Origin of the sequence: Streptomyces sp. NPDC051563, from assembly GCF_044454225.1 — a bacterium.
Taxonomy (GTDB): domain Bacteria; phylum Actinomycetota; class Actinomycetes; order Streptomycetales; family Streptomycetaceae; genus Streptomyces.
In genome coordinates this window covers 225,955-249,315 of sequence record NZ_JBITDL010000007.1, presented here as the reverse complement: position 1 = coordinate 249,315, position 23,361 = coordinate 225,955, and the positions used below count along the sequence as shown (strand labels likewise).

Sequence of the window (23,361 nt, the reverse complement as noted above, 5' to 3'; positions counted from 1 at the left end):
CCCCCATCGTGCACCCGCCCACCGACAACGGGCCGGACCTGTGGAAACGTCCCGGCCGTCCCGGGCGCAGAATGGGGGGATGGGGACGGGGACCGGGACCGGAGCGGACGAGGGCCGCCGGGAGTGGGCACGGCACTGGCAGTACGCGGAACTGCCCGGGCTGGACCTGCTGCGCGCCCACTACGTGCGCCACACCTTCCCGCGCCACGCCCACGACGGGTACGTCATCGCGGCCGTCACCGGCGGCGTCGAGGAGATCGGCCTGCCGGGGGACACCCTGCGCGCCGGGCCCGGCAGCGTGGTCCTGATCAACCCCGAGGTCCCGCACACCGCCCGCGCCGGGGTCCCCGAGGGCTGGGCCTACGCCACCCTCTACCCCTCCCGGGCACTGATCACCGAGGTCGCCACCGAGATCGGGACCCTGCGCGGAACCCCCGGCTTCACCGCTGCCATGGTCACCGACCCGCAGGCCTCACGGGCCATCACCGAGGTCCACCGGGCCGCCGAGGCCGGCAACGCGCTGGCCGCCGACACCCTGCTGCGCGGGGTGGTGGCCCGGATGCTGACCCGGCACGCCGGGCCGCTGCCCGCCCGCACGGCGGGCCGCGCGGGCGCCGCCGACGCGGAGCGGGCCCGGGCCGTACTGGAGGAGCGGATGGGGGAGCCGCCGTCCCTGGAGCAGCTCGCGGCGGAACTGGGAACGAGCCCCTTCGCCCTGCTGCGTGCCTTCCGGGACCGGTACGGCATGCCCCCGCACACCTGGCTGACCGACGCCCGGGTCCGGCGGGCGCGCCGCCTCCTCGACGCCGGGATCCCCCCGGCGGAGGCAGCGGTCACCGTCGGCTTCACCGACCAGCCGCACCTGAACCGGCACTTCACCCGCATCGTGGGGGTCCCGCCGGGCGCGTACCGGCGGGGGCGGGTGGCCGGTTAGGCTCCGGATCATGGACCGGTTGGAGCAGGTCAGGGCATGGGGCGCGTACGCGGCGCAGGTGCGCGGGCGGGTGCCCGAGCGGCCGCCCCCGGGCGCGGTGGTGGAGCGGGACGGGCCCCTCGTACGGACCCACTACGGCACGCACGGCACGGTCGGGCACCCGCCGCTGACGCACAGCGGGCGCGGGGAGGTCGCGGAACTGGTGCGGCGGCAGCAGGAGGCCTTCGGAGCGCGGAACGAGCCGGTGGAGTGGAAGGCCTACGGGGCCGATCCGCCGGTCCTGGCCGAGGAGCTGGAGGCGGCCGGGTTCACGGCGGACCCGGAGCGGTCGCTGATGGCGGCGGAGTTCGCGCGGCTCGCGCGGGCGACCGACGGCCGGGTGAGATCCGTGGGGACTGGGGCCGGTGTGGGCGCGTTCGCCTTGGCCGGCGGCCCGCACGCGCGGCCGCTGGCGGAGGTGGATGCCGATGGCTGTGCTCCCTACGGCCACGACGGGGCAGCGGACACCGTCGCGCTGCTCGACCGCGGTCGCGTGACGGCCGTCGGGTGGGCCGGGCGGTTCGCGGACTGCGATTTCGTCGAGATCGGCGGGCTGACCGGCCCGTACGCCGAACTGGTCCCGGCCTTCGCCCCGCTGGGCCGCAAACGCTTCCTGAAGGGGCGCGAGGCGCCGTACTGCGTGGCCGAGGCGGACGGTGAGCTGCGGACCGCGCTCACCGAAGCCGGGTTCGCGGAACTCACGACGGTGCGCACCTACCGGTGGCATCCGGGCCGAAGCCCGGCCCGGACGCGACCGGTCAGGGAGACCCGCGATACGGAAGAGGGCGGGCTCTGGGACCGTCTCGCGGAGGAGTTCGGCTTCCGTCCGAGCATGCATCGGTTTCCCGGGTTCCACGAGCCCGTTCCGTCCGTCACCTGGTCCCTCGCCGCACTGGACGAGGAGGAGGGGGCACTCGATGCCCTCGACGTGATCGCCCACCGTGCACTGACCGAGGTCACGTGCCCCGGAGAGCCACTGGTCTGGCTCGACTGGCAGCACACCGGCTACGTCTTCGATCCCCGCAGGGTGGGCGGACCCGGCGAGCCGCGATGGCCCGGGGCGGTGTACCCGGACGGCGACTACTACCTCTACCTGCACCCGGACCTGCTTTTCGGCACCTTCGGCCATCCCTGGGAGCAGACCCTGTGCGTCTGGGGCGCCGGGCTGCTCGCCGCCGTCGAGGGGGAGCTCACCGGGCTGCTCGGGGAGCCCTTGCGGCGCCGGGACACCCCTGGCTAGACGAGTCCCGCGCGGGTCTCCTCGATCAGGGTGCGGGCCTCGGTGACCGTGGCGGTCAGGGAGTCGGGCGTCGTGCCCGGTGCGGCCAGCAGGGTTCGTACGCGTTCGCCGAAGGCGGGCGGGGCGGACGGCAGGAGTTCGGCGGCGGCCAGGGCGCCCTTCTCGTTGAGGCACCAGCGGCGGTCCGCCGCGTACAGGGCCTGTACGAGGATGCCGAAGGCCCTGGACAGGCACAGGGAGACGTACAGGGCGTCCGCGCGGGCCGCGCCCTTCGCGGCGCCCGCGGCCAGGAACTCCGCCTCCCAGGCCCCGGCCAGCAGGGCCTTCCGCAGCGGTTCCGGGTAGGCCGCGACCGAGGTGCGCAGGGCGGCGAGCTCGCCGGCCGGGTCGGCGAGGACCTGGCCGAGGGCCACCTCGCCGGGGTAGCAGGGCGACCAGAAGCCGAGCGGGTGGCCCGGCTGCACGCCCACTTCGTAGCGGCCCTCGCGGCAGTCCTGCCACACCCGCTCCACCCGGTCCAGGTCGCGCAGGATCCAGTCCACCGCCACGCCGTCGACGCGCAGCCAGGCCCCGCCGTTGACCCAGGGGCCCCAGCCGCCCGGGCCGGCCACCTCCACGCCCGGTCCGGCCAGCGCGCCCAGCGCGGCGAGGTCGAGGGGGCCGCGGTAGTAGACGCCGAGGTCCCAGTCGGATTCGGGGCGGTGCTCGCCGCGGGCCCGGCTGCCGCCCAGCATGACCCCGCGTACCCCCGGCACCTCGGCCAGCCGGTCCGCCATGTCCTTGATCACTTCGTGCATGGTGCAAGAACGTACAAGACCGGTACGGGGCGGCCCACGTAATTTCGGGGCGTGGGAGAACAACGGATGGCCATACAAGAAGGACCCGACCAGCAAGGACGCGACCGGGGCATCCCCGGCGGGGCGGCGGCTCCCGGTGGGGTGCCCGCGGGGGACAAGCCGCGCGCCGCTGTAGTTCGGGACGCGCTCGGCGTCGGAGTGGCGGTCGGGCTGTCCGGGTTCGCCTTCGGGGTGACCGCCGCCGGATCCGGGGTCAGCACCCTCCAGGCGTGCGTGCTGAGCCTGCTGGTGTTCACCGGGGCCTCGCAGTTCGCGCTGGTCGGAGCCCTCGCGGCCGGCGGGAACCCGTTCACGGCCGCCGCCGGGGCCTTCTTCCTCGGGACCCGCAACGCCTTCTACGGGCTGCGGCTGTCCCAGCTGCTCGCGCTGCCGAAGGGCGTGCGCCCGCTCGCCGCGCACTGGGTGATCGACGAGACCACCGCCGTGGCCCTGGCCCAGCCCGACCGGAAATCGGCCCGGCTCGGCTTCACCGTCACCGGGCTGTCCCTCTACGTCCTGTGGAACCTCACCACCCTGCTCGGCGCGCTCGGCGCCGAGGCCATCGGGGACACCCGGGCGTGGGGGCTGGACGCCGCCGGGCCCGCCGTGTTCCTCGCGCTGCTCGCGCCGATGCTGAAGACCGGCACCGAGCGGGCCGTCGCCGCCCTCGCCCTCGTCCTCGGACTGGGCCTGCTGCCCGTCCTGCCCGCCGGGGTGCCCGTGCTGATCGCGGCACTGGCCGCGCCGATCGTGCTGTGGATGAAGGGACGCCGCGCGTGAACGTCTGGATCGCCATCGGTCTCACCGTCGTCGGCTGCTACGGCGTGAAGCTCGCCGGGCTGCTCGTCCCCGCCGGAGCCCTGGAGCGGCCCGCGGTGCGCAAGCTCGCCGCGCTGCTGCCGGTCGCGCTGCTCGCCGCACTCACCGCGCAGCAGACCTTCGCCACCGGGCAGCAGCTCGTGCTCGACGCCCGCGCCGCCGGGCTCGCGGCCGCCGGGGTCGCGCTGCTGCTGCGGGCCCCGTTCCTCGTCGTGGTCGCGGCGGCCGTCGCCGTCACCGCGGGGCTGCGGGCCCTGGGAGGCTGACCGGGCCGGGGGCGCCGGGGAGCCGCCCGTACGCGCGCAGGGTCAGCAGCGCCTCCAGCGTGGCGATCGGGCGCCGCTCCAGCGAATTGCCCGGCGCCCACGCGCCGCGGTGCACGGGCCAGCCGCCGTCCGGCTGCTGCAGGCCGGCCAGGAAGCGCAGGGAGCCGTAGAGCTCCGCGTCCGTGAACCAGCCGCGGGCGAGGGACTCCGGGCGGTGGGCGAAGTCGTACGGGTACAGGTGCTCGTCCGGCGCGTGACCGGGCACCCGCGGGTACGCGTCCTGCCGCGCGGGGTCCAGTACGACGAGCCGCTGGTCGCGGACCAGGCGCCCCAGCCGGTCGGCGGCCGCCGCGGCCCGGGCCCGGTCGGGCACCCCGTCGAGGAAGGCCACCGCGCCGCGGACCTCGTACGGGTGCCAGTGGCGCAGGTTCTCCACCCGGTCCCAGCAGAAGTCCGTCGCCCGGAACAGCCACGCGTGCCAGACCCGGTTGCGGTGCAGGATCCCGACGACGGGGCCGGTGGCCAGCAGGTCGCCCGGCGGATCGTCGTGCAGCGGGTGGTAGGGGGCCGCCGGGTAGCCGCCGGAGGCAGGAGCGGTCGCCGGGAGCGCCCCGTCCGCGGTCGAGACCCGGGTCAGGTGGGCGCAGAGCCGCTCGATGCGCTGTCCGGCGCAGCGGCCCAGGCCGTCCAGGACGCGCAGGGCGTGGGCGGTGTGCAGCGGGTGGCTCAGCGGACCGCGCAGGTCCGGGTCGAGGGCGTGGCCGTATCCGCCGTCGCCGCCGAGGTAGGCGCCGAGGGCGGTGTCGACCGGGTCGGCCTCCCCGCCGAGGAAGTGGAACGCGAACCGCCGCTGTTCCAGCACGCGGGCCGTGAGCCAGATGAACTGCTCGGCGCGGGCCAGTGCGCCCGGCGCCGCCGTCCCGCTCGTCGCGGTCGCCGCCGCCGGGGCGGGCGCTTCGTCTCCAGGCATGCCAGGAACCGTAGGGGCCCGGGCTGCGCCGGAGGGGCACGAACGGTGAGGGTGCACTCTCCGGGGCGGGATACTGGAGGCATGCGGTTGACGATTTTCTGGGAGCGGATGGCCGAGCACTTCGGTGCGGGCTACGCGGACTCCTTCGCGCGGGACCACGTCATGACGGAGCTCGGAGGACGGACGGTCCACGAGGCGCTGGACGCCGGCTGGGAGGCCAAGGACGTGTGGCGCGCGGTGTGTTCGGCCGTCGACGTGCCCGCCTCGCTGCGCTAGCACGGCGATCGCTTCGCGGTTCGCGGCGCCGGTGGGACAGACTGGTCGGCGTGGCAGCCAGTGATGAGACGACCGACCGGCCCGAAGATCCCCGGAGCACGCCGCCGGCCGGGCCGCAGGACCCTGCCGGCGCTCCGGCCGCAGGCCCCGTAACGGCAGATGCAGGGGGGCCGGGTCCCGGTGCGGACCGTCCCCCGGCGAACGGCTCCACGGGGGGACCTGCAGCGGCACCGGAACCGGCTGCGGCTGATGCCCGGATGCCGCGCTGGCTGCCGCGCGCGGTGGTCCTCGTCCTGGCCCTGGTGGCCTGCTTCCAGCTCGGCAGCTGGGCCTTCCACCAGCTCATCGGGCTGCTCGTCAACATCCTGATCGCGTTCTTCCTCGCGCTCGCGATCGAACCGGCCGTGGCCCGGATGGCGGCCCGCGGCATGCGCCGCGGGCTCGCCACCTTCCTGGTGTTCCTCGGGGTGTTCGTCGCGGCCGCGGGATTCGTCGTCCTGCTCGGCTCGGTCCTCGCCGCGCAGATCGTCGACCTGGTGGAAGGATTCCCCGGTTATCTCGACTCGCTGATCGGCTCGATCAACGACACCTTCCACACGGACCTGTCCCGGCTGGACATCCAGGACAGCCTGCTGCACTCGGACTGGCTGCAGAAGTACGTGCAGAACAGCGCGAGCGGCGTGCTCGACGTGTCCGCCACCGTGCTCGGCGGACTGTTCAAGCTGCTGACGATCGGTCTGTTCTCCTTCTACTTCGCCGCCGACGGGCCGCGGCTGCGCCGCGCCCTGTGCTCCGTACTGCCGCCCGCGAAGCAGGCGGAGGTGCTGCGGGCGTGGGAGATCGCCGTCACCAAGACGGGCGGATACCTCTACTCGCGCAGTCTGATGGCACTGATCTCCGGGATCGCGCACTACATCGTCCTCGCGGTGCTGGGCGTGCCGTACGCGCCCGCGCTCGCGGTGTGGGTGGGGCTGGTGTCGCAGTTCATCCCCACCATCGGCACCTACCTGGCGGGCGCGCTGCCGATGCTGCTCGCCTTCACGGTCAACCCCTGGTACGCGCTGTACGTCCTCGGATTCGTGGTGGTGTACCAGCAGTTCGAGAACTACGTGCTCCAGCCGAAGCTGACCTCGAAGACGGTGGACATCCACCCGGCGGTGGCCTTCGGCTCGGTCATCGCGGGCACCGCCCTGCTGGGCGCGGTCGGGGCGCTGATCGCGATCCCGGCCGTCGCCACGATGCAGGCCTTCCTCGGGGCGTACGTGAAGCGGTACGCGGTGACCGGGGAGGACGCCCCCGGGGGGAGCGCTACTCCGCGCCGGCGCCGCCGAGTACGGATTCCAGGGCTTCGGTGACGGCCGCCTCGGTGGCGGCCTTGCCGATGCCGAGGGAGGAGAGCACGCCTTCGCCGTCCTCGAGTTCGAGGAGGGCGAGCAGGATGTGCTCCGTGCCCACGTAGCTGTGGCCCAGGCGCAGGGACTCGCGGAAGGTGAGTTCGAGCGCCTTCTTCGCGGCGGCGTCGAAGGGCACGAGGGCGGGGAGCTCGGCGACCGCCGCGGGCAGGGCCGCGGTCGCGGCGGCGCGCACCTCCTCCGGAGAGATCCCCTGGGCACGCAGGACGAGCGAGGCGAGGGATTCGGCGTCGGCGAGCAGCCCGAGGATCAGGTGGGCGGCGACGATCTCGGCGTTGCCGGCCGCGCGGGCCTCGTTCTGGGCGGTGACGACGACGTTGCGGGCGCGGGGCGTGAACCGGCCGAAGCCCTGTGCGGCGTCGACGTCGGCGCCCTCCCCGGCCTTGTCGGCCTTGGGGACGAAGCGCTTCTGGGCGGCCTGGCGGGTGACGCCCATGCTGCGGCCGATGTCGGTCCAGGAGGCGCCGGAGCGGCGGGCCTGGTCGACGAAGTGGCCGATGAGGTGGTCCGCGACGTCCCCGAGGGCCTCGGCGGCGACGACCGCGCCGCTGAGCTGCTCCAGGGTGTCGGTGTGGACCTTCTTGATGGCCTCGATGAGGTCGTCGAGGCGTACCGGATTGGTCATGCGAACGGGTTCCACCGAAGGGTTCGTCATGAGTGCAACCCTAGGTTGACAGTCGAGAGGGTGTCAACCTCGGGTTGTCACTCTTCGGGTCCGTAGTCCGGGGTCCGTGGTCCATGGTCCGTGGTTCGCGGTCCCCGGGCCGCGGTCCGTGGTCCGCTCAGGTCCGGGTGCTCGGTTCCCGCAGCAGGAACCGGGCGCGTTCCCGCCAGGCCGTCCCGTCGTAGGCCACCAGGTCGACGGCGCGGACGCGGGCGGTGAGGGGGAGGCGGGCGGCCAGGTCGGCCTCGGCGGCGTCCAGGTCCGCCTCGGGGGCGCGCTGGGCGACCGTGAGGTGCGGGACCGGATCCTCGTAGCGGCCGCCGTAGGGGCGGACCTCGGGCCAGCGCTCGGTGACTGCCCGGGTCAGCCCGCGCAGCGGGGCGTCCGGCTCCGGGGCGAGGTAGAGCATCCCCGGGAACCGGCCGGTGCGCCCGAAGCGCAGGTCGAAGGCGTGGTGCGGGCTCAGGGCTGCGGCGATCGAGGCGTGGACCGAGGCGTCGATCAGGCTCTCCGGGAGGAACGGGTAGAGCACGCTCACGTGCGCCGGTACCCCGGCTCCGGCCCGGGTCGCGGGGTCGATCCGCTCCTGCCACTCCCGGACGACGGGTTCCGCTTCCGGTATCCGCACGATGAGTGCGGTGCGGCCGGCGGGGAACATGCTGGGGGTGGTGCCGTCCCTGGTGTCGCCCGTGGTGCCGCCTGCGGCGTCGTCCGTGGTGTCCGTCATGGAAGCGGATCATGCCAGCCGCCCGTGGGGCGCGGGGGTCCGGCGTGGCACGCTTGACAGGGAAATCGAACACGCATTCTTATTGGTTATCCACAGTCAAAACGGACGTGGGACCGCGTTGTCAGTGGCAGGCGTTAGCGTCAATGGCGTGAAGCGATCGACTCAAGCAAATCGGGTGGAACCCATGGCAGGCAACGACCGTGAGAAGGCTCTCGAAGCCGCTCTCGCACAGATTGAACGGCAGTTCGGCAAGGGTGCCGTGATGCGTCTCGGCGACAAGCCGAACGATCCCATCGAGGTCATCCCCACCGGATCGACCGCGCTGGACATCGCGCTCGGCGTCGGCGGACTGCCGCGCGGCCGTGTGATCGAGGTGTACGGCCCGGAGTCCTCCGGTAAGACGACCCTGACGCTGCATGCCGTGGCCAACGCGCAGAAGGCCGGCGGCACCGTGGCCTTCGTGGACGCCGAGCACGCGCTCGACCCCGAGTACGCCAAGGCCCTCGGCGTCGACACGGACAACCTCATCCTGTCCCAGCCGGACACCGGTGAGCAGGCGCTGGAGATCGTGGACATGCTGGTCCGCTCCGGTGCACTGGACCTCATCGTCATCGACTCCGTCGCGGCGCTCGTGCCGCGCGCGGAGATCGAGGGCGAGATGGGCGACTCGCACGTGGGTCTCCAGGCCCGTCTGATGAGCCAGGCCCTCCGGAAGATCACCGGTGCGCTCAACCAGTCGAAGACCACCGCGATCTTCATCAACCAGCTCCGCGAGAAGATCGGTGTGATGTTCGGCTCGCCGGAGACCACCACCGGTGGCCGCGCGCTGAAGTTCTACGCCTCCGTGCGCCTCGACATCCGGCGCATCGAGACCCTCAAGGACGGCACGGACGCGGTCGGCAACCGCACCCGCGTCAAGGTCGTCAAGAACAAGGTCGCGCCGCCCTTCAAGCAGGCCGAGTTCGACATCCTCTACGGCCACGGCATCAGCCGCGAGGGCGGCCTGATCGACATGGGCGTGGAGCACGGCTTCGTCCGCAAGGCCGGCGCCTGGTACACGTACGAGGGCGACCAGCTCGGCCAGGGCAAGGAGAACGCGCGGAAGTTCCTCTGCGACAACCCCGCCCTGTCCGACGAGATCGAGCGGAAGATCAAGGAGAAGCTGGGCGTAGGAATCCGCAAGGACGCTGCGGCTGCCGTCCCGGCCGAGGCCGGCGCGGACGCGTCCGCCGAGACCGCGGCCGTGCCCGCTCCCGCGTCGAAGGCCAAGACCGCGGTCAAGGCCGCGGTCGCCAAGAGCTGACCCGTGTGGGAGCAGGCAAGGGGTGGCGCGGACGGCGGTGAGGACCGCCGCGAGGGCAGTCGCCGGGGCCGCCGCGAGGGCGGCGGCCGGGGCGGCCGTCGCTCGGAGGGACGTGAGGGCCGCGAGGGACGCGAGGACCGTCCGGAGCTGCCGCCCCAGAGTCCCGAGGAGCAGGCGCGGGCGATCTGTCTGCGTCTGCTCACCGGGATGCCGCGCACGCGGCGGCAGCTCGCCGACGCCCTGGCCAAGCGGGACATCCTCGAGGAGGTGTCGGAGCAGGTCCTCTCCCGCTTCGAGGAGGTGGGCTTGATCGACGACGCCGCCTTCGCCGGGGCCTGGGTCGAGTCCCGGCACCGGGGCAGGGGGCTGGCCCGCCGGGCGCTCGCACAGGAGCTCCGTACCAAGGGGGTGGCCCCCACCCTCGTACAGGAGGCCCTGGAACAGCTGGACTCCGACCAGGAGGAGGAGACCGCCCGGGAGCTCGTGGAGCGCAAGCTCCGCGCGACCCGGGGCCTGGAGCGGGACAAGCGGATCCGGCGCCTCGCCGGAATGCTCGCCCGCAAGGGGTACCCCGAGGGCATGGCCCTGCGGGTGGTCCGCCGTGCGCTGGAGGCGGAGGATGAGGACGCTGACGACCTGGCGATCTGACGGGGTGACACCGGGCCGGGCGCGGGCCCGGTGACGGCCCGGGCGGCGGCGCGGGAACGCCCCGCGGCGCGTGGCTGCGGGGCGCCTTGTGGGGTTAGTCGACTTGCTCCCCGTCGTACATACCGCCCTTGCAGTAGTTGCCCGCGTCGTTGATCGCCGGTGCTCCGCCGCCCTGCTTGCATTCAGAGGGGGTGACGACGGACGGGGCGCTCTGTGCGGTGGCAGTGGCGGCGCCGGTGAGGCCAATTCCGGCGAGGGCTACCGTCGCGAACGCGGCGGCCAGAATTCGTCGAATGCGCATGTGGTTTCCCCTTCCACGGATTGCCTCAAGTGGGGCACTAGCCAGCTTCTCACCCTGGGGGTGGCCCGTCACGTTGGGCCATTTGGGTGATAGTGCCGGCGGGGTCCCGTGCCGCGTCCCGCTGGGGTGCAGGAGCTGCCGGGCAGGCGAGACGGTGCGACGCTGGGAGTGTCGCGATGCCGGATCGCGGGGGCGCGGGGGCCCCGAGCGGAGGTCCGAGTGCGTCCCGGCCGGTCCGCGGTCCGCTCCCTTCGGCCTCGCGGCCAACCCCGGAAGGCAGGTGCGTCCCATGCGCACGTCGACCCGTATCGCCGGTGCGTTCGCCGGCCTGACCCTTGCCTTCGGCGGCACGGTCCTCGCCGCTCCCGCGGTCGTGGCGGACATCCCCGCCTGCACCCAGATGGCCGAACAGGCCGGTGCCACCGATTCCGGCTCCGTCAGCGCGGCCTGCGGCCGTGGTGTGGTCGGAGACCTGCAGAGTTGTGTGAGCGGGCTGAGCGGGGCAGGAGTGGCGGGCGGCGCCGCGACCGGTGCCTGCCGCGCGGCGGCCAACGAACCGCGGTAGAGGACTCCGCGAGCCCTTGGCTCGCGGGCCCCGGGCGGAGCGCCCATGCTGAAAGGAGGGCGCCGTCGTCCTGAGGCTCGTCCATCCCGAAGGCCGAACGAAGGTGCCCGGGAGGAGGAACCCATGCGTATGCGAAGAATCCTGGGCCTCGCCCTCGCCACGGCCACCCTGGCCGGCGCGAGCGCCGTCGGCGCCGTCAGCGCCGGGGCCGCCTCGTCTCCGAACATCTCCCGGGACGAGTGCACGGCCGCAGGCGGACAGATCGTCGCCCGCCCCTACGCCTGCTACCACTGCGCCCTGCCCGACGGGACCTCACCGGCGATCACCTGACCGCCCGGTGCGCCGCCCCCGCACGGAGGCGGCGGCCTTGCCGGTGACCTGACCCGCCCCACCGCGGAACAGGTCCAGCAGGTCATCCAGCTCCGCCGGCCCGACCGCCGGCCCGACAGCACGACCGATGAGCCGACCGGCGCGCCACACCGCCGGCCGGCTCCGCCATGCGCTCCGACGGCTCCCGGCACCGCTCCGTCGTTCGGCCCATCAAGGGCACCGGCCGCAACGCCGAAGAGGACCAGGCGGAGTCGCTCCACCCTCGCGTTCCGGTACACCTCCGCGCCCCCGGCCGCCCCCGATGATGGCGGTCCCGTACCCCGGCCGTACGGCCCGGAGGAGTTCCCGCATGCGCGCCTTCCTGCCCCTGACCGCCGTCACCGCCGCCGCGGCCCTGCTCGTCACGGTCGCCGGTGCGACCCACGCCGCGGCAGACCGGAACCCCGACGGCACGCCACTGGTCAAGGTGTCGCACGGCGACCCGTACGCGCACTGCACCGTCGGCGCGATCTCCCCCGAGAGCGTCGTCTACCCGGGCACCGAGGTCGAGCCGTACCTGTCCGTCGATCCCCGCGACCCGAAACGCGTGGTCACCGTGTACCAGCAGGACCGCTGGAACGACGGCGCCGCCCGCGGCCTGGCGGCCTCCTGGAGCACCGACGGCCACACCTTCCACCGGAGCACGCTGCCGTTCAGCCTGTGCGCTCCCGGCGGCGCGGACTACGAGCGGGCCTCGGATCCCTGGGTGAGCACCGGCCCGGACGGCACCGTCTACGCGAGCGGGGAAGGGGTCGACTTCACCCGGAGCACGCGCAGCGCCCTGCTGGCCGCCACGTCCCACGACGGCGGCCGCACCTGGCACAACCTCACCACCACGCACGTCGACGAGCAGCCCTTCTTCAACGACAAGCCCTCGATCACCGCCGACCCGGTCCGCGAGGGCACCGCCTACCAGGTCTGGGACCGCCTCGACAACGACCCGCCCGGCCCCAGCTCCCTCGACGGTCCCGGGTACATCTCCCTGACCCGGGACGGCGGGCGCACCTGGAGCGGGGCCCGGCGGTTCGTCGACACCGGCGCCGTGCCCAACACCCAGACCATCGGCCACGTGATCGTCGTCGACCCGCGCACCGGCACCCTGTACGACTTCTACGACCGGATCACCGTCTCCGACGACCTGAGCACCGTCATCGAAGCCCGCTACGAGATGGTCACCTCCACCGACGCCGGAGACACCTGGACCGCCCCGGTCACCGTGGCCCGGGACACCTCCGTACCGGAGGTCGACCCGAACGACCCCGCCAAACTCCTCCGCGCGGCGGCCACCCTGCCCAGCCCGGCCGTCGACCCCGGGTCGGGCGCGCTGTACATGGCCTACGAGGGCTCGGACTTCTCCGGCGGCAGCTTCGACTCCGTCCAGCTCGTGCGCTCCACCGACGGCGGACACACCTGGGGGAGCCCCGAGCTGATCAGCCCTGAGGGCGTGCCGGCCTTCTCCCCGTCGATCGCGGCCGACGAGCGGGGCACGGTCGCGCTGACCTACTACGACCTGCGCTTCCTCAAGCCGGGTGACACCACCACCCTGCCCACCGCCTATCAGCTGGCCACGCTGCCGCACGGAGACCCGGGGCTCCGGACCGAACGACGGATCTCCCGGGTCTTCGACTGGCTCCAGGCGCCTTTCGCCGGCGGGTACTTCCTCGGTGACTACCAGGGCCTGGTCGCCGATGGCAAGGGAGTGCGGGCGGTGCTCACCGAGACCGACTCCGGCGCACCGCAGAACCGTACGGACGTGTACACCGGCAGTTTCCGCACCCGCTGACCGACGCGGACGCCACCGCCCGGCCGGGCGGCCGGGCGGTGGCGGGGAGGCGTCAGACGACGGGCAGGCCCGCGGACTTCCAGGCCTGGAAGCCGCCCGTGAGGTCCGTGGCGTTGGGGAGGTCCAGGGCGTGGAGGGAGGCCGCCGCCAGGGTGGAGGCGTAGCCCTCGTTGCAGATGACGATCACGCGGATGTCGTGGTCCACCGCCTCCGGGAGGCGGTGGGAGCCCTCGGGGTCGAGGCGCCATTCCAGTTCGTTGCGCTCGATCACCAGGGCGCCCGGGATCAGTCCGTCCCGCTCGCGCAGGGCCTGGTACCTGATGTCGACCAGCAGCGCTCCGGTCAGGGATTCCGCGTGCGCCCGGTCCGCGTCCACGCGGGTGTACGTGGTCCGCAGCCGCTCGATCAGCGCGTCGATGCCGCTCACTGCCAGTCCGCCGGACGCTCGACCTGCTCCAGCGTGAGCACCGGGCCGGTGCGGCTGTAGCGGCGGATCAGGGGCAGCGGCGGGTAGTACGCGTGGACGGAGATCGCGTGCTCGGTCGCGGACTCGTTGAGCACCTCGTGCACGTGGTGCTCGCCGAAGGCCCGCCCGGTGCCCGCGCCCAGTGCCCGGGTGCGGTCCACGTCGGGGGCCAGCGAGAGGGACTGCCAGCCCTCCGAGGGGAGGCGGACCGCCAGGGAGTTCTCGGTGAGCTGCCCGCGCGCGGTGGTGAACGCGCCCCGCGACTCGGCGTGGTCGTGCCAGCCGGTGCCGGTGCCGGGCGGCCAGCCGATCAGCCAGGCCTCGCTGCCGCCCGGGCCGTCGAGCCGGATCCAGGTCCGGCCCTCGGGGTCGAGGGGGAGGGAGGCGATCAGTGCGGGGTCGGAGGCGATGCGCCGGGTGAAGGCGAGGAGGTCCGCCGCCGAGAGGGCCGGGGCGGAAGGCAGAGTCGTTGCCGGGGCAGGGGCGTGCGTGGGTGCAGACATGGAGGGTGACCGTCCTGGGGGTTCGCGAGAGCGCGCGGCACATCCGGATGGGGGCGCGCGAGGGGAAGGCGAATCAGCAGGAAGGGCGACATACGCAGCCCGCGTAGCGGAGCAGGTCCATATGGACCCTCCGCCACAGGCGTACGTCGTTGCCGGTCATGTCCGCGAGTGAAGCACGACTCGGCCGGAGGGTCAATCGATCACGGGTGCAGCGGCGGGCAGCGCCTTGGGAGTCGCGGCCGGTGCGGCGTCCGGAGCCCCGTGCCGGACCGCGTCCGCGGCCTCGTACAGCCCGGCCGGATCGACCCCGGCGAAGGTGGCCGCGAGATGCCCGTCCGGTCGTACGAGGAGCACGGTGTGCGCCGCCGCCCCGGGGTAGCCGTCCGCCACGAGCAGCTCCGCCCGGACCGGCAGCGCGGCGACCGCCGCCGCGAGGCGGGGCATCAGGCCGGCGCCCACCCAGTGCCGCCGGTCCCAGACCCCGGTGCCCGGGGCGACGAGGACGACGAGCAGCCGGCCCCGCCCCAGCTGGTCGCGCAGCGGCACCGCGGAGCCGTCGGGGGCGGTCACCGGGACGTTCTCCACGGACGCGCCCGGCTCGGTGGCGGTGGGCACGTCGTGGACGGCCACGGGCGGTGCGTACACCGGCTCCGCGCCGAGTGGCCCGCGCCCCAAGTGGCCGTCGGTCAGGAGTAGTTCGGCGGAGCGCGAGGCCCCGGGGAGGTAGGTGCGCAGACCGCCCCCGGCCCGTAGCGCGGGCATGGCCTGGTCGGCGGCGCGCAGCCGGGCGGCCACCGCCCTGCGGCGCTCGGCCTCGTAGCTGTCGAGGAGGGCTTCCGAAGCCCCCTGGTGCCAGGCGAGGGAGAGCTTCCAGGCGAGGTTCTCGGCATCCCGCAGGCCCTCCTCCACGCCCTGGGTGCCGAGCGCGCCGAGCAGGTGCGCCGCGTCCCCGGCGAGGAAGCAGCGGCCGTCGCGCCAGCGCCGGGCGAGCCGGTGGTGCAGGGTGTGGACCCCGGTGTCGAGGAGCTCGTACGGGGGCGTCGTGCCCCCGCACCACAGCGCGAGGCTGTCGCGGATGAGGGTCACCAGCGCGTCGGGCGTGACGAGGTCCCCGCGCGCGGGGAGCAGCCAGTCCAGCCGGTACGCCCCGTCGGCGAGCGGCCGGGCGGTGATCTCGTCGGGCGGGCTGCGGTGCAGCAACGCCTCGCCCGGCCAGGGCAGTTCGGTGCGCAGGGCGGCCACGGCGTGCCGTTCGACGGCGGTGCGGCCGGGGAAGCGGATGCCGAGGAGCTTGCGCACGGTGGAGCGGGCCCCGTCGCAGCCGACGAGGTGGCTGCCGCGCCACCAGGTGGTCTCGGCGCCCCGGGTGTGGGCGGTGACCCCGCGGCCGTCCTGCTCCAGGGCGTCGAGCTTGCTCTCGGTGATCAGCTGGACCAGGGGATGCGCGGCGGCGGCGTCCCGCAGCCCGCGGGTCAGGGCGTGCTGGGGGAGGTGGATCGGGGCCGGGCCATCCTCGAAGGTGATCCGCTGGGACGCGCGGCCGCGCCGCATGGTGCGCCAGGCGGTGAAGTAGGTGCCCTCGTCGCGCAGCGTCGTACAGCCCAGCCGGTGCACCATGGCGGCGGTGTCCGCGTGCAGGGCGACGGTGCGGGCGGGGCGGAGCTCGTCCTTGCCGGACCCCTCGTCGAGCACGACGCAGGGCACGCCCTGGCCGGCCAGGGCGAGGGACAGGGACAGCCCGACGGGCCCCGCGCCGACGACGATCACCGGGTCCATGATGTGGCTCCCGGTGTCCGGTATGTGATCACAGAACGTATGCAACCCACTGGAGGTGCCTGCGTCAAGTGACGCCGGGCCGGACAATGCCGTGGGGTGGGGGGGGGGGGGGTGTGGGGCGCCCCCCCCGGCCCCCCCGGGGGGGGGGGGGGGGGGGCCCCCCCCCCCCCCCACCACACGTGTCCCGCCAGTGTACTGACCGACTGTCAGACCGGATGCCGGACCCGGGTCCGAGCAGATGTCCGATGCCGCGCCGGGAGGGCGGCCGGGAGGACGGCCGGGGACGGTCGGAAGGGGGCCGGTCAGCTGCCGCCGCTGTTGCCCGCGTCGAGGGTCGCCGGGACCACGGCCCCGGTGCTCCGCTTCGACTTGCGCAGGCGGCCCTCCAGCCAGGAGGCGAAGGTGGTGAGGGCGAAGTTCACCACGATGTAGATCACCGCGATCACGATGAGGGTCGGGATGGTGTTGCTGAAGTTCGCCGAGATCTGCCGGTACTGGGTCAGCAGTTCGGTGAGGCCCAGGACCGCACCGCCGATCGCGGTGTCCTTGAGGATCACCACGAGCTGGCTGACCAGCGCGGGCAGCATCGCGGTGACCGCCTGCGGGATCAGGACGTAGGTCATGACCTGGCCCTTGCGCATGCCGATCGCCTTCGCGGCGTCGGTCTGCCCCCTCGGCAGCGAATCGACGCCGGCCCGGACGATCTCGCCGATGACCGCGGAGTTGTACAGGACCAGCCCGGTGATCACCGCGTACAGCGGCCGGACTTCGGAGTCGACGCCGGTGTACTGCACGTAGAAGGCGGAGCCGAAGAGCATCAGCATCAGGACCGGGATGGCGCGGAAGAACTCGACCCAGGTGCCCACGATGCTGCGCACCCACGCGTGGTCGGAGAGCCGTCCCATGCCGAGGAGGGCGCCCAGGGGCAGGGCGATCACCATGGAGATGGCGCCGGCCCGCAGGGTCTCGCCGAGCCCGGGGAGCAGGAACGTCGTCCACACCTCGCCGGTGAGGAAGGGGCTCCACTTGTCGCCGTCGAGCTGGTTCTTGTCCGCCAGGGCGGACAGCACCCACCATGCGACGGCTCCGGCCACGACGAGGAATATCCCGCTGTAGATCCAGTTGCGCGCCTTGGCCTTGGGGCCCGGGGCGTCGTACAGCACGGAGGTCATCGCTTCACCGCCACTCGCTTGGCAACCCAGCCCAGGAGCAGGCCGGTGGGCAGGGTCAGAAGGACGAAGCCGAGGGCGAAGATGCCGAAGACGGCGAACAGGTCCTGCGGCTCGTTCTCGACCATCTCCTTCATCAGCAGCGCCGCCTCGGCCACGCCGATCGCCGCTGCCACCGTGGTGTTCTTGGTGAGGGCGATCAGCACGTTGGCCAGCGGCGCGACGACCGCCCGGAAGGCCTGGGGGAGCACGATCAGGGTGAGCGTCTGGACGAAGCTCATGCCCAGGGCGCGGGAGGCCTCGGCCTGGCCGACCGGGACCGTGTTGATGCCCGAGCGGATCGCCTCGCAGACGAAGGTGCCGGTGTAGGCGATGAAGCCGAGGACCGCGAGCCGGAAGCCGATGTCCTTGAAGGTGCCGCCGCCGAGTGTGACGCCCAGGGTCTGGTTGAGGCCCAGCGAACAGCCGATGATCAGCACGGTCAGCGGGGTGTTGCGCACGAGGTTCACGTACGCGGTGGCGAAGCCCCGCATCAGCGGGACCGGACTGACCCGCATCCCGGCCAGTACGGTGCCCCAGATCAGGGACCCGACGGCCGAGTAGAGGGTGAGCTGAACCGTCACCCAGAAGGCTCCGAGCACGTCGTACTGCCCGGAATCAAGAAAATCGAACACGATGGCCTGCGCTCTCCCCAGGATGGCCAGGTTGGCCGGTGGGGCACGGCGCCGCCCGCGGCAGGCGGGCGGCGACGGTCCTCACCGATGGATCGGCCGGCGGACCGGCCGCCGGGTCAGCTGCCTTCGGTGACCGCGGGAGCCGGCTCGTTCTTGTAGCCGGACGGACCGAAGTTCTTCTTGATGGCGGCTTCCCAGGCGCCGTCCGCCTCCATCTTCTTGATGGCGGCGTTGACCTTGGTCTGGAGGTCCTTGTCGCCCTTCTTCAGGCCGATGCCGTAGTTCTCGTTGCTCAGGCTCAGCCCGACCAGCTTGAACTTGCCCTTGTTCTTGTCCTGCGCCGCGTATCCGGCCAGGATCGAGTTGTCCGTGGTCAGGGCGTCGACGGCCTTGTTCTCCAGGCCGGTCAGGCACTCGGAGTAGCCGCCGAGCTGCTGCAGGTCGGCCTCGGGGGCCAGCTTGGTCTTGACGTTCTGGGCCGACGTGGAGCCGGTGACCGAGCAGAGCTTCTTCTTGTTGAGGTCCTCGGCCTTGGTGATCGAGGTGTCGTCGGCACGGACCAGCAGGTCCTGGTGCGCGAGGAAGTACGGGCCGGCGAAGTCGACCTTCTCCTTGCGCTTGTCGTTGATCGAGTAGCTCGCCACGACCAGCTTCACGTCACCGTTGGCGATCAGGTTCTCGCGCTCGGCGCTGACGGCCTGCTTGAACTCGATCTGGTCGGGCTCGTAGCCGAGCTCCTTGGCCACGTACGTCGCCACGTCCACGTCGAAGCCCGTGAACTTGCCGTCCGGAGCCTTCAGGCCCACACCCGGCTGGTCGAACTTGATGCCGATGACGATCTTGTCTTTCTTGGCACCGGCCGTGGAGCCGGATTCACCCGCGGGCTTGTCGCTGTCGCCGCCGCAGGCGGTCGCGGTCAGGGCGAGAGCAACGGCGATGGCGGCGGCCGCGCCGACCTTGGAGAGCTTCATGGTGGACTTCCCTCGAAGTGAGACGTGAGAAAGCAGTGAAGTGGGACGTGCGACGTGCGTGCTGGACGACGATCCGTCACCGGATCACTACCAGATGCGAAGGTCAGTGGTGCAGGATCTTCGAGAGGAAGTCCTTGGCGCGGTCGCTCCGCGGGTTGCTGAAGAACTGCTCGGGCGCGGCCTCTTCGACGATCTTTCCGTCGGCCATGAAGACGACCCGGTTGGCGGCGGAGCGGGCGAAGCCCATCTCGTGCGTGACGACGACCATCGTCATGCCCTCCCGGGCGAGCTGCTGCATGACCTCCAGCACCTCGTTGATCATCTCCGGGTCGAGGGCCGAGGTCGGCTCGTCGAACAGCATCACCTTCGGGTCCATCGCCAGGGCGCGGGCGATCGCCACGCGCTGCTGCTGGCCGCCCGAGAGCTGCGCCGGGTACTTGTCGGCCTGCGAGCCGACGCCCACCCGGTCGAGGAGGGACTTCGCCTTCTCCAGCGCCGCCGCCTGGTCCGCCTTGCGGACCTTGAGCTGGCCCAGCATCACGTTCTGCAGCACCGTCTTGTGCGCGAAGAGGTTGAACGACTGGAAGACCATGCCCACATCGGCACGCAGCTTCGCCAGCGCCTTGCCCTCCGACGGCAGTTGCTTGCCGTCGACGGTGATGCTGCCCGAATCGATCGTCTCCAGGCGGTTGATGGTCCGGCACAGCGTGGACTTGCCCGACCCCGAAGGGCCGATCACCACGACGACCTCACCGCGGGCAATGCTCAGATCGATGTCCTGAAGCACGTGCAGCGCGCCGAAGTGCTTGTTGACGTTGCTCAGCACGACCAGGTCGTCCGCGGCACCGGCCGCGTCCCGCACGTCCTTGGTCACTGATACTCCGCTCATCGGCTTGTGGCTCCGTCCTCCTCGGTTGGGAGGACAGTAGTGACGTGGCGCGCACAGCGTCAGTACATCTGAGGGAGAATTGAGCATAACGATCCGGCCTCGCGCCGATACGCTCCGTACGCACGGGCCCCGCGCACCGGCCGCGGCCGTACCGGGTCCATAACGGAACCCCCGACGGGCCGGAACCGCCTTGACGTGGGAGACGGCATCGGCGTGGATGCTTGGTGGCCCATGATGTCCGCCATGCGAACGCGAAGAGATCGAAAGATGGAGAGGGGGACGACATGAGACTGCTGCTCGTCGAGGACGACGACCACGTCGCCGCCGCCCTGTCCGCGATCCTCGCCCGGCACGGCTTCAAGGTCACCCATGCCCGCAGCGGCGAGGAGGCCCTGCAGGCCCTGCTGTCGGCGGGCGCCCCGCCGCTGGCCCCTCCCTACGGGGTCATCCTGCTCGACCTCGGCCTGCCCGACCAGGACGGCTACGAGGTGTGCGGCAAGATCCGCAAGCGCACCAGCACGCCCGTCATCATGGTCACCGCGCGGGCCGACGTGCGCTCCCGGATCCACGGGCTCAACATGGGCGCCGACGACTACGTCACCAAGCCCTACGACACCGGCGAACTCCTCGCCCGCATCCACGCGGTGGCCCGCCGCACCGGCGCCCCCGAGGAGACCGCCGCCGCCGGCCCCGCGGGCACGCCCGGCGTGGTCCGCCTCGGGACCGTCGGCATCGAGCTCTCCACCCGCCGGGTCAGCGTGGACGGCGTCGACGTGGCGCTGACCCGCAAGGAGTTCGACCTGCTGGCGCTGCTCGCGCAGCGCCCCGGCGTGGTCTTCCGCCGGGAGCAGATCATCAGCGAGGTGTGGCGCACCAGTTGGGAAGGCACCGGCCGGACCCTCGAGGTGCACGTGGCCTCGCTGCGGTCCAAGCTGCGCATGCCGGCGCTCATCGAGACCGTGCGCGGCGTGGGGTACCGGCTCGTCGTACCGCCCGCGCCGGCGGCTCCCGCCCCGCCCGCCGCCCCGCCCGCTGCCCCCGCCCCGCCCGCCGTCTAGCGGCCACCCCCCGTGCGCGCCCGGCTGCTTCCGCTGCTCGTCGTCCTGATGGCCGGCGTCCTGCTCGCCTTCGGCTTCCCGCTCGCGGTGGCCCTCGCGGCCGGGCAGCAGCAGCGGGTGGTCGTCGACCGGATCGACGACGGGGCCCGCTTCGCCGCGCTCGCCCAGTTCGTCATCGACGCCGAGAGCTCGAAGTCCAGCGGGGCCGGGGAGCGCCGCGAAACCCTCCAGCACGAACTGGCCCGCTACCAGGAGCTCTACGGGATCCGCGTCGGCATCTTCCGCCGGGACGACAACGCCATCGCCCGTTCGCCCAGCTGGTGGGAGCTGCCCGAGAAGGGGGAGGGGCGCGAGGCCTTCATCCAGGCGCTCGCGGGCCGGCGCAGCCACGACCCCGGCCAGGTGTGGCCCTGGCAGACCCACGGAAAACTCCTCGTCGCCTCCCCCGTCGTCCTCGACGGGGACGTGGTCGCCGTGGTCGCCACCGAGTCGCCCACCGACCAGATGCGGGCCCGGATCCTGCGGGGCTGGCTGGTCATCGCCGCCGGGCTCGGCGCGGCCATGCTCGTGGCCTTCGGCGCCGCCCTGCGGCTGACCAGCTGGGTGCTCAAGCCCGTGCAGACCCTGGACACCGCCGCCCACGGCATCGCCACCGGCCGGATGAACTCCCGCGTCGCGGCGGGCGGCGGCCCCCCGGAACTCAGGCGCCTGGCCCGCTCCTTCAACGAGATGGCCGACAACGTCGAAGAGGTGCTGGAACAACAGCGCGCCTTCGTCGCCGACGCCTCCCACCAGCTGCGCAACCCCCTCGCCGCGCTGCTCCTGCGGATCGAGCTGCTCGCCCTCGAACTCCCCGAGGGCAACGAGGAGATCGCCTCGGTACGGACCGAGGGAAAGCGCCTGACCCAGGTCCTGGACGACCTGCTCGACCTTGCACTGGCCGAGCACGCCGCCGCCGAGATCAGCCTGACGGACATCGCGGGGCTGGCCGCCGAGCGGGTGACCGCCTGGCGTCCGTTCGCCGAGGAGAAGGGTGTGCGGCTCACCGGGACGGGGCGCAGCGCCGCCACCGGCTGGGCCGATCCGATCGCGCTCTCCAGCGCGCTCGACGCCGTCATCGACAACGCCCTCAAGTTCACGCCGGAGGGCGAGGACGTCGAGGTGGCGCTCTCCGTGGCGGGCGACCGGGTGCTGATCGTGGTCGCCGACCGCGGCCCCGGGCTCACCGAGGAGGAGCTGCTGCGGATCGGGGACCGGTTCTGGCGCAGCGGACGCCACCAGAACGTCAAGGGTTCCGGACTCGGCCTGTCCATCTCCCGCATCCTGCTCGCGGCGGGCGGCGGGTCCCTCTCCTACGAGACGAACCCGCCGCACGGGCTGCGCGTGACGCTGGCCGTCCCGCGCACCGATCCCGCCGCGCTGCCCGACTGAAGCTGACGGCCCCCGCCGTCCTGCCCGTCGAGGTACCGGCGGACGGCGGGACCGAAGCCGTCCTCGAGCTGCGACCGCCGCTCGGCGCCCCCGGCGGGGAGGACCGGATCGTGGTCGAGGCGGTCTGCCAGGGCAGGATTGGCTGCGGTCCGGCCATTGCCGGCCACGTCAGCGAGGGATGAGGCCCCGTCCCGGGCGCGGCTGGAGCCCCGCGAGAGTGCGGCGCCGCCACCGGCCGCATACTGAAACCGACCCCTTCCTGGAGCGCCCCCGTGACCACTCCCACCCCCACCTCCGCATTCCCCGCCCCCCGCGCCGGTGCGCCGGCCGACGCCGGCCCGACGGTCGCGATCGACATCGGCGGTACGAAGGTCGCCGGAGCGCTGGTGGACTCCGACGGCGCCATGACGGCCACCACCCGCCGCCCCACCCCGCACGGAGCCGACGGCGACACCGTGTTCGCGGCCGTCGCCGAGGTCGTCGCGGAGCTCGCGCGGTCCCCGCTGTGGGACTCCGCCGTCCGGTGCGGGATCGGCAGCGCGGGCCCGGTGGACACCGCGCGCGGCACGGTCAGCCCGGTCAACATCGGCGCCTGGCGGGGCTTCCCCGTCCAGGCCCGGGTCGAGGCCGAGCTCGCCCGGCACGGCGCACGGATCCCGACGGTGCTGGCCGGCGACGGGGTGGCCATGACGGCCGCCGAGCACTGGCTGGGCGCCGCCCGCGGGCACGCCAACGCCCTCTGCATGGTGGTCTCCACCGGCGTCGGCGGCGGACTCGTCCTGAACAACCAGCTGCACGCCGGCCCCACCGGGAACGCCGGACACATCGGCCACATCAGCGTCGCCTTCGACGGGGAGCCCTGCGCGTGCGGAGGCCGCGGCTGCGTGGAGTCCCTCGCCTCCGGCACCGCGATCGCGGCCTGGGCCCTGGCCCAGGGGTGGGTCCCGGCCGGGGACGCCAGCGCGGCCGGGGTGGCCGTGGCCGCCGCCGCGGGCGACCCCGTCGCCCTGGCCGCCTTCGACCGCGCGGGGCGGGCCCTGGCCGCAGCCATCGCGGCCACCGCCACCCTCGTCGAGACCGACATCGCCGTCATCGGGGGCGGCGTCGCCGCCTGCGGGGACACCCTCTTCGGGCCGGTCCGCGCGCACCTGGCCTCGTACGCAACCCTGTCCTTCGTGCAGGACCTCCAGGTCGTCCCGGCGACGCTGGGCACCCACGCGGGCCTGATCGGGGCCGCCGCCGCGGCGACGATGCTGCTGCGGTCGTGAGGGG

The 23,361-nt window shown here is 73.1% G+C and carries 27 protein-coding genes; 14 read left to right on the top strand and 13 right to left on the bottom strand.

The features are described 5' to 3' along the window. The first annotated feature begins 79 nt into the window (after positions 1 to 79). Positions 80 to 934 (top strand): AraC family transcriptional regulator, encoded by an 855-nt coding sequence (locus ACIA8F_RS11440; RefSeq protein ID WP_399378064.1) that lies wholly within the window; start codon positions 80 to 82, stop codon positions 932 to 934. Between the two features lie 10 nt (positions 935 to 944). Continuing rightward, complete coding sequence (locus ACIA8F_RS11435) at positions 945 to 2,213, top strand: DUF2716 domain-containing protein (RefSeq protein ID WP_399378063.1); 1,269 nt, start codon at positions 945 to 947, stop codon at positions 2,211 to 2,213. On the opposite strand, the gene ACIA8F_RS11430 is transcribed toward ACIA8F_RS11435, so the two are convergent. After that, positions 2,210 to 3,010: a nucleotidyltransferase domain-containing protein gene (locus ACIA8F_RS11430; protein WP_399378061.1), complete on the bottom strand. Its 801-nt coding sequence runs from the start codon at positions 3,008 to 3,010 to the stop codon at positions 2,210 to 2,212. The two genes, ACIA8F_RS11435 and ACIA8F_RS11430, sit on opposite strands and share 4 nt — an antisense overlap. Positions 3,011 to 3,076: 66 nt before the next feature. Here ACIA8F_RS11430 and ACIA8F_RS11425 point away from each other — a divergent pair, with 66 nt between their 5' ends. Together ACIA8F_RS11425 and ACIA8F_RS11420 are read left to right on the top strand one after the other, a co-directional pair. Then, positions 3,077 to 3,829 (top strand): AzlC family ABC transporter permease, encoded by a 753-nt coding sequence (locus tag ACIA8F_RS11425; protein ID WP_399378060.1) that lies wholly within the window; start codon positions 3,077 to 3,079, stop codon positions 3,827 to 3,829. Further along, the gene (locus ACIA8F_RS11420) at positions 3,826 to 4,134 is read left to right on the top strand and encodes an AzlD domain-containing protein (RefSeq protein WP_383946852.1); all 309 of its coding nucleotides are present in this window, start codon (positions 3,826 to 3,828) and stop codon (positions 4,132 to 4,134) included. Before ACIA8F_RS11425 ends, ACIA8F_RS11420 begins: the two co-directional genes overlap by 4 nt. Here the strand turns inward: ACIA8F_RS11420 and ACIA8F_RS11415 are convergent. Next, positions 4,103 to 5,104 carry a hypothetical protein gene (locus ACIA8F_RS11415; protein ID WP_399378059.1) on the bottom strand — a complete coding sequence of 334 codons (1,002 nt, stop codon included), beginning with the start codon at positions 5,102 to 5,104 and terminating at the stop codon, positions 4,103 to 4,105. The two genes, ACIA8F_RS11420 and ACIA8F_RS11415, sit on opposite strands and share 32 nt — an antisense overlap. A gap of 81 nt (positions 5,105 to 5,185) precedes the next feature. On the opposite strand from ACIA8F_RS11415, the gene ACIA8F_RS11410 reads away from it, so the two are divergent. Then, positions 5,186 to 5,380: a DUF3046 domain-containing protein gene (locus ACIA8F_RS11410; protein WP_214955542.1), complete on the top strand. Its 195-nt coding sequence runs from the start codon at positions 5,186 to 5,188 to the stop codon at positions 5,378 to 5,380. 257 nt (positions 5,381 to 5,637) lie between these two features. Then, complete coding sequence (locus ACIA8F_RS11405; protein ID WP_399378058.1) at positions 5,638 to 6,735, top strand: AI-2E family transporter; 1,098 nt, start codon at positions 5,638 to 5,640, stop codon at positions 6,733 to 6,735. Here ACIA8F_RS11405 and ACIA8F_RS11400 read toward each other — a convergent pair. Together ACIA8F_RS11400 and ACIA8F_RS11395 are read right to left on the bottom strand one after the other, a co-directional pair. Continuing rightward, a complete protein-coding gene (locus ACIA8F_RS11400) occupies positions 6,689 to 7,447 on the bottom strand; it encodes a Clp protease N-terminal domain-containing protein (protein ID WP_399378057.1) in 759 nt (252 codons plus the stop codon). The genes ACIA8F_RS11405 and ACIA8F_RS11400 overlap by 47 nt on opposite strands. A gap of 127 nt (positions 7,448 to 7,574) precedes the next feature. After that, positions 7,575 to 8,183 carry a 2'-5' RNA ligase family protein gene (locus tag ACIA8F_RS11395; protein ID WP_399378056.1) on the bottom strand — a complete coding sequence of 203 codons (609 nt, stop codon included), beginning with the start codon at positions 8,181 to 8,183 and terminating at the stop codon, positions 7,575 to 7,577. 184 nt (positions 8,184 to 8,367) lie between these two features. Here ACIA8F_RS11395 and recA point away from each other — a divergent pair, with 184 nt between their 5' ends. Together recA and recX are read left to right on the top strand one after the other, a co-directional pair. After that, positions 8,368 to 9,486 carry a recombinase RecA gene (gene recA / locus ACIA8F_RS11390; RefSeq protein WP_399378055.1) on the top strand — a complete coding sequence of 373 codons (1,119 nt, stop codon included), beginning with the start codon at positions 8,368 to 8,370 and terminating at the stop codon, positions 9,484 to 9,486. A 3-nt stretch (positions 9,487 to 9,489) separates the two neighbouring features. Then, the gene (recX, locus tag ACIA8F_RS11385; protein ID WP_399378054.1) at positions 9,490 to 10,134 is read left to right on the top strand and encodes a recombination regulator RecX; all 645 of its coding nucleotides are present in this window, start codon (positions 9,490 to 9,492) and stop codon (positions 10,132 to 10,134) included. A 94-nt stretch (positions 10,135 to 10,228) separates the two neighbouring features. Here the strand turns inward: recX and ACIA8F_RS11380 are convergent, their stop codons facing one another. After that, a complete protein-coding gene (locus ACIA8F_RS11380) occupies positions 10,229 to 10,435 on the bottom strand; it encodes a hypothetical protein (RefSeq protein WP_399378053.1) in 207 nt (68 codons plus the stop codon). Between the two features lie 289 nt (positions 10,436 to 10,724). Between ACIA8F_RS11380 and ACIA8F_RS11375 the strand changes: the two genes are divergently transcribed. The 3 genes from ACIA8F_RS11375 (at position 10,725) to ACIA8F_RS11365 (ending at position 13,152) form a co-directional block, all read left to right on the top strand. Next, positions 10,725 to 11,000 carry a hypothetical protein gene (locus tag ACIA8F_RS11375; protein WP_399378052.1) on the top strand — a complete coding sequence of 92 codons (276 nt, stop codon included), beginning with the start codon at positions 10,725 to 10,727 and terminating at the stop codon, positions 10,998 to 11,000. Between the two features lie 123 nt (positions 11,001 to 11,123). Then, complete coding sequence (locus ACIA8F_RS11370; RefSeq protein ID WP_399378051.1) at positions 11,124 to 11,330, top strand: hypothetical protein; 207 nt, start codon at positions 11,124 to 11,126, stop codon at positions 11,328 to 11,330. 349 nt (positions 11,331 to 11,679) lie between these two features. After that, positions 11,680 to 13,152 carry a sialidase family protein gene (locus ACIA8F_RS11365; RefSeq protein WP_399378050.1) on the top strand — a complete coding sequence of 491 codons (1,473 nt, stop codon included), beginning with the start codon at positions 11,680 to 11,682 and terminating at the stop codon, positions 13,150 to 13,152. Positions 13,153 to 13,204: 52 nt separating this feature from the next. On the opposite strand, the gene ACIA8F_RS11360 is transcribed toward ACIA8F_RS11365, so the two are convergent. The 8 genes from ACIA8F_RS11360 to ACIA8F_RS11325 form a co-directional block, all read right to left on the bottom strand. Continuing rightward, positions 13,205 to 13,585, bottom strand: coding sequence for a rhodanese-like domain-containing protein (locus ACIA8F_RS11360; RefSeq protein ID WP_399378085.1), 381 nt, complete (start codon positions 13,583 to 13,585; stop codon positions 13,205 to 13,207). After that, the gene (locus tag ACIA8F_RS11355; protein WP_399378049.1) at positions 13,576 to 14,121 is read right to left on the bottom strand and encodes a cysteine dioxygenase; all 546 of its coding nucleotides are present in this window, start codon (positions 14,119 to 14,121) and stop codon (positions 13,576 to 13,578) included. Before ACIA8F_RS11355 ends, ACIA8F_RS11360 begins: the two co-directional genes overlap by 10 nt. Before the next feature lie 73 nt (positions 14,122 to 14,194). Beyond that, positions 14,195 to 14,281: a putative leader peptide gene (locus ACIA8F_RS11350; RefSeq protein WP_311318651.1), complete on the bottom strand. Its 87-nt coding sequence runs from the start codon at positions 14,279 to 14,281 to the stop codon at positions 14,195 to 14,197. Between the two features lie 32 nt (positions 14,282 to 14,313). Continuing rightward, positions 14,314 to 15,897 carry an FAD-dependent monooxygenase gene (locus ACIA8F_RS11345; protein ID WP_399378048.1) on the bottom strand — a complete coding sequence of 528 codons (1,584 nt, stop codon included), beginning with the start codon at positions 15,895 to 15,897 and terminating at the stop codon, positions 14,314 to 14,316. A 302-nt stretch (positions 15,898 to 16,199) separates the two neighbouring features. Further along, a complete protein-coding gene (locus ACIA8F_RS11340) occupies positions 16,200 to 17,069 on the bottom strand; it encodes an amino acid ABC transporter permease (protein ID WP_399378047.1) in 870 nt (289 codons plus the stop codon). Further along, on the bottom strand, positions 17,066 to 17,740 hold the full coding sequence (locus ACIA8F_RS11335; RefSeq protein ID WP_399378046.1) for an amino acid ABC transporter permease: 675 nt from the start codon (positions 17,738 to 17,740) through the stop codon (positions 17,066 to 17,068). Before ACIA8F_RS11335 ends, ACIA8F_RS11340 begins: the two co-directional genes overlap by 4 nt. Before the next feature lie 116 nt (positions 17,741 to 17,856). After that, positions 17,857 to 18,711 (bottom strand): glutamate ABC transporter substrate-binding protein, encoded by an 855-nt coding sequence (locus ACIA8F_RS11330; protein WP_399378045.1) that lies wholly within the window; start codon positions 18,709 to 18,711, stop codon positions 17,857 to 17,859. Positions 18,712 to 18,814: 103 nt separating this feature from the next. Beyond that, on the bottom strand, positions 18,815 to 19,600 hold the full coding sequence (locus ACIA8F_RS11325; protein WP_399378044.1) for an amino acid ABC transporter ATP-binding protein: 786 nt from the start codon (positions 19,598 to 19,600) through the stop codon (positions 18,815 to 18,817). Between the two features lie 284 nt (positions 19,601 to 19,884). Between ACIA8F_RS11325 and ACIA8F_RS11320 the strand changes: the two genes are divergently transcribed. The 3 genes from ACIA8F_RS11320 (at position 19,885) to ACIA8F_RS11310 (ending at position 23,357) form a co-directional block, all read left to right on the top strand. Further along, positions 19,885 to 20,658: a response regulator transcription factor gene (locus tag ACIA8F_RS11320; protein ID WP_399378043.1), complete on the top strand. Its 774-nt coding sequence runs from the start codon at positions 19,885 to 19,887 to the stop codon at positions 20,656 to 20,658. Positions 20,659 to 20,670: 12 nt separating this feature from the next. Then, a complete protein-coding gene (locus ACIA8F_RS11315) occupies positions 20,671 to 22,089 on the top strand; it encodes an ATP-binding protein (protein WP_399378042.1) in 1,419 nt (472 codons plus the stop codon). Positions 22,090 to 22,439: 350 nt separating this feature from the next. Then, entirely contained in the window at positions 22,440 to 23,357 is a 918-nt protein-coding gene (locus tag ACIA8F_RS11310; RefSeq protein WP_399378084.1) for an ROK family protein, read from the top strand. Positions 23,358 to 23,361 lie beyond the last annotated feature (4 nt).

Coding starts and splice junctions, on each gene's coding strand:
- ACIA8F_RS11415 (WP_399378059.1), bottom strand. CDS start 5,104: ATGCCTGGAGACGAAGCGCCCGCCCCGGCGGCGGCGACCGCGACGAGC.
- ACIA8F_RS11365 (WP_399378050.1), top strand. CDS start 11,680: ATGCGCGCCTTCCTGCCCCTGACCGCCGTCACCGCCGCCGCGGCCCTG.
- ACIA8F_RS11370 (WP_399378051.1), top strand. CDS start 11,124: ATGCGTATGCGAAGAATCCTGGGCCTCGCCCTCGCCACGGCCACCCTG.
- ACIA8F_RS11410 (WP_214955542.1), top strand. CDS start 5,186: ATGCGGTTGACGATTTTCTGGGAGCGGATGGCCGAGCACTTCGGTGCG.
- ACIA8F_RS11380 (WP_399378053.1), bottom strand. CDS start 10,435: ATGCGCATTCGACGAATTCTGGCCGCCGCGTTCGCGACGGTAGCCCTC.
- ACIA8F_RS11425 (WP_399378060.1), top strand. CDS start 3,077: ATGGCCATACAAGAAGGACCCGACCAGCAAGGACGCGACCGGGGCATC.
- ACIA8F_RS11395 (WP_399378056.1), bottom strand. CDS start 8,183: ATGACGGACACCACGGACGACGCCGCAGGCGGCACCACGGGCGACACC.
- ACIA8F_RS11320 (WP_399378043.1), top strand. CDS start 19,885: ATGAGACTGCTGCTCGTCGAGGACGACGACCACGTCGCCGCCGCCCTG.
- ACIA8F_RS11325 (WP_399378044.1), bottom strand. CDS start 19,600: ATGAGCGGAGTATCAGTGACCAAGGACGTGCGGGACGCGGCCGGTGCC.
- ACIA8F_RS11345 (WP_399378048.1), bottom strand. CDS start 15,897: ATGGACCCGGTGATCGTCGTCGGCGCGGGGCCCGTCGGGCTGTCCCTG.
- ACIA8F_RS11430 (WP_399378061.1), bottom strand. CDS start 3,010: ATGCACGAAGTGATCAAGGACATGGCGGACCGGCTGGCCGAGGTGCCG.
- ACIA8F_RS11350 (WP_311318651.1), bottom strand. CDS start 14,281: ATGACCGGCAACGACGTACGCCTGTGGCGGAGGGTCCATATGGACCTG.
- ACIA8F_RS11405 (WP_399378058.1), top strand. CDS start 5,638: ATGCCGCGCTGGCTGCCGCGCGCGGTGGTCCTCGTCCTGGCCCTGGTG.
- ACIA8F_RS11375 (WP_399378052.1), top strand. CDS start 10,725: ATGCGCACGTCGACCCGTATCGCCGGTGCGTTCGCCGGCCTGACCCTT.
- ACIA8F_RS11440 (WP_399378064.1), top strand. CDS start 80: ATGGGGACGGGGACCGGGACCGGAGCGGACGAGGGCCGCCGGGAGTGG.
- ACIA8F_RS11355 (WP_399378049.1), bottom strand. CDS start 14,121: ATGTCTGCACCCACGCACGCCCCTGCCCCGGCAACGACTCTGCCTTCC.
- ACIA8F_RS11340 (WP_399378047.1), bottom strand. CDS start 17,069: ATGACCTCCGTGCTGTACGACGCCCCGGGCCCCAAGGCCAAGGCGCGC.
- recA (WP_399378055.1), top strand. CDS start 8,368: ATGGCAGGCAACGACCGTGAGAAGGCTCTCGAAGCCGCTCTCGCACAG.
- ACIA8F_RS11400 (WP_399378057.1), bottom strand. CDS start 7,447: ATGACGAACCCTTCGGTGGAACCCGTTCGCATGACCAATCCGGTACGC.
- ACIA8F_RS11330 (WP_399378045.1), bottom strand. CDS start 18,711: ATGAAGCTCTCCAAGGTCGGCGCGGCCGCCGCCATCGCCGTTGCTCTC.
- ACIA8F_RS11435 (WP_399378063.1), top strand. CDS start 945: ATGGACCGGTTGGAGCAGGTCAGGGCATGGGGCGCGTACGCGGCGCAG.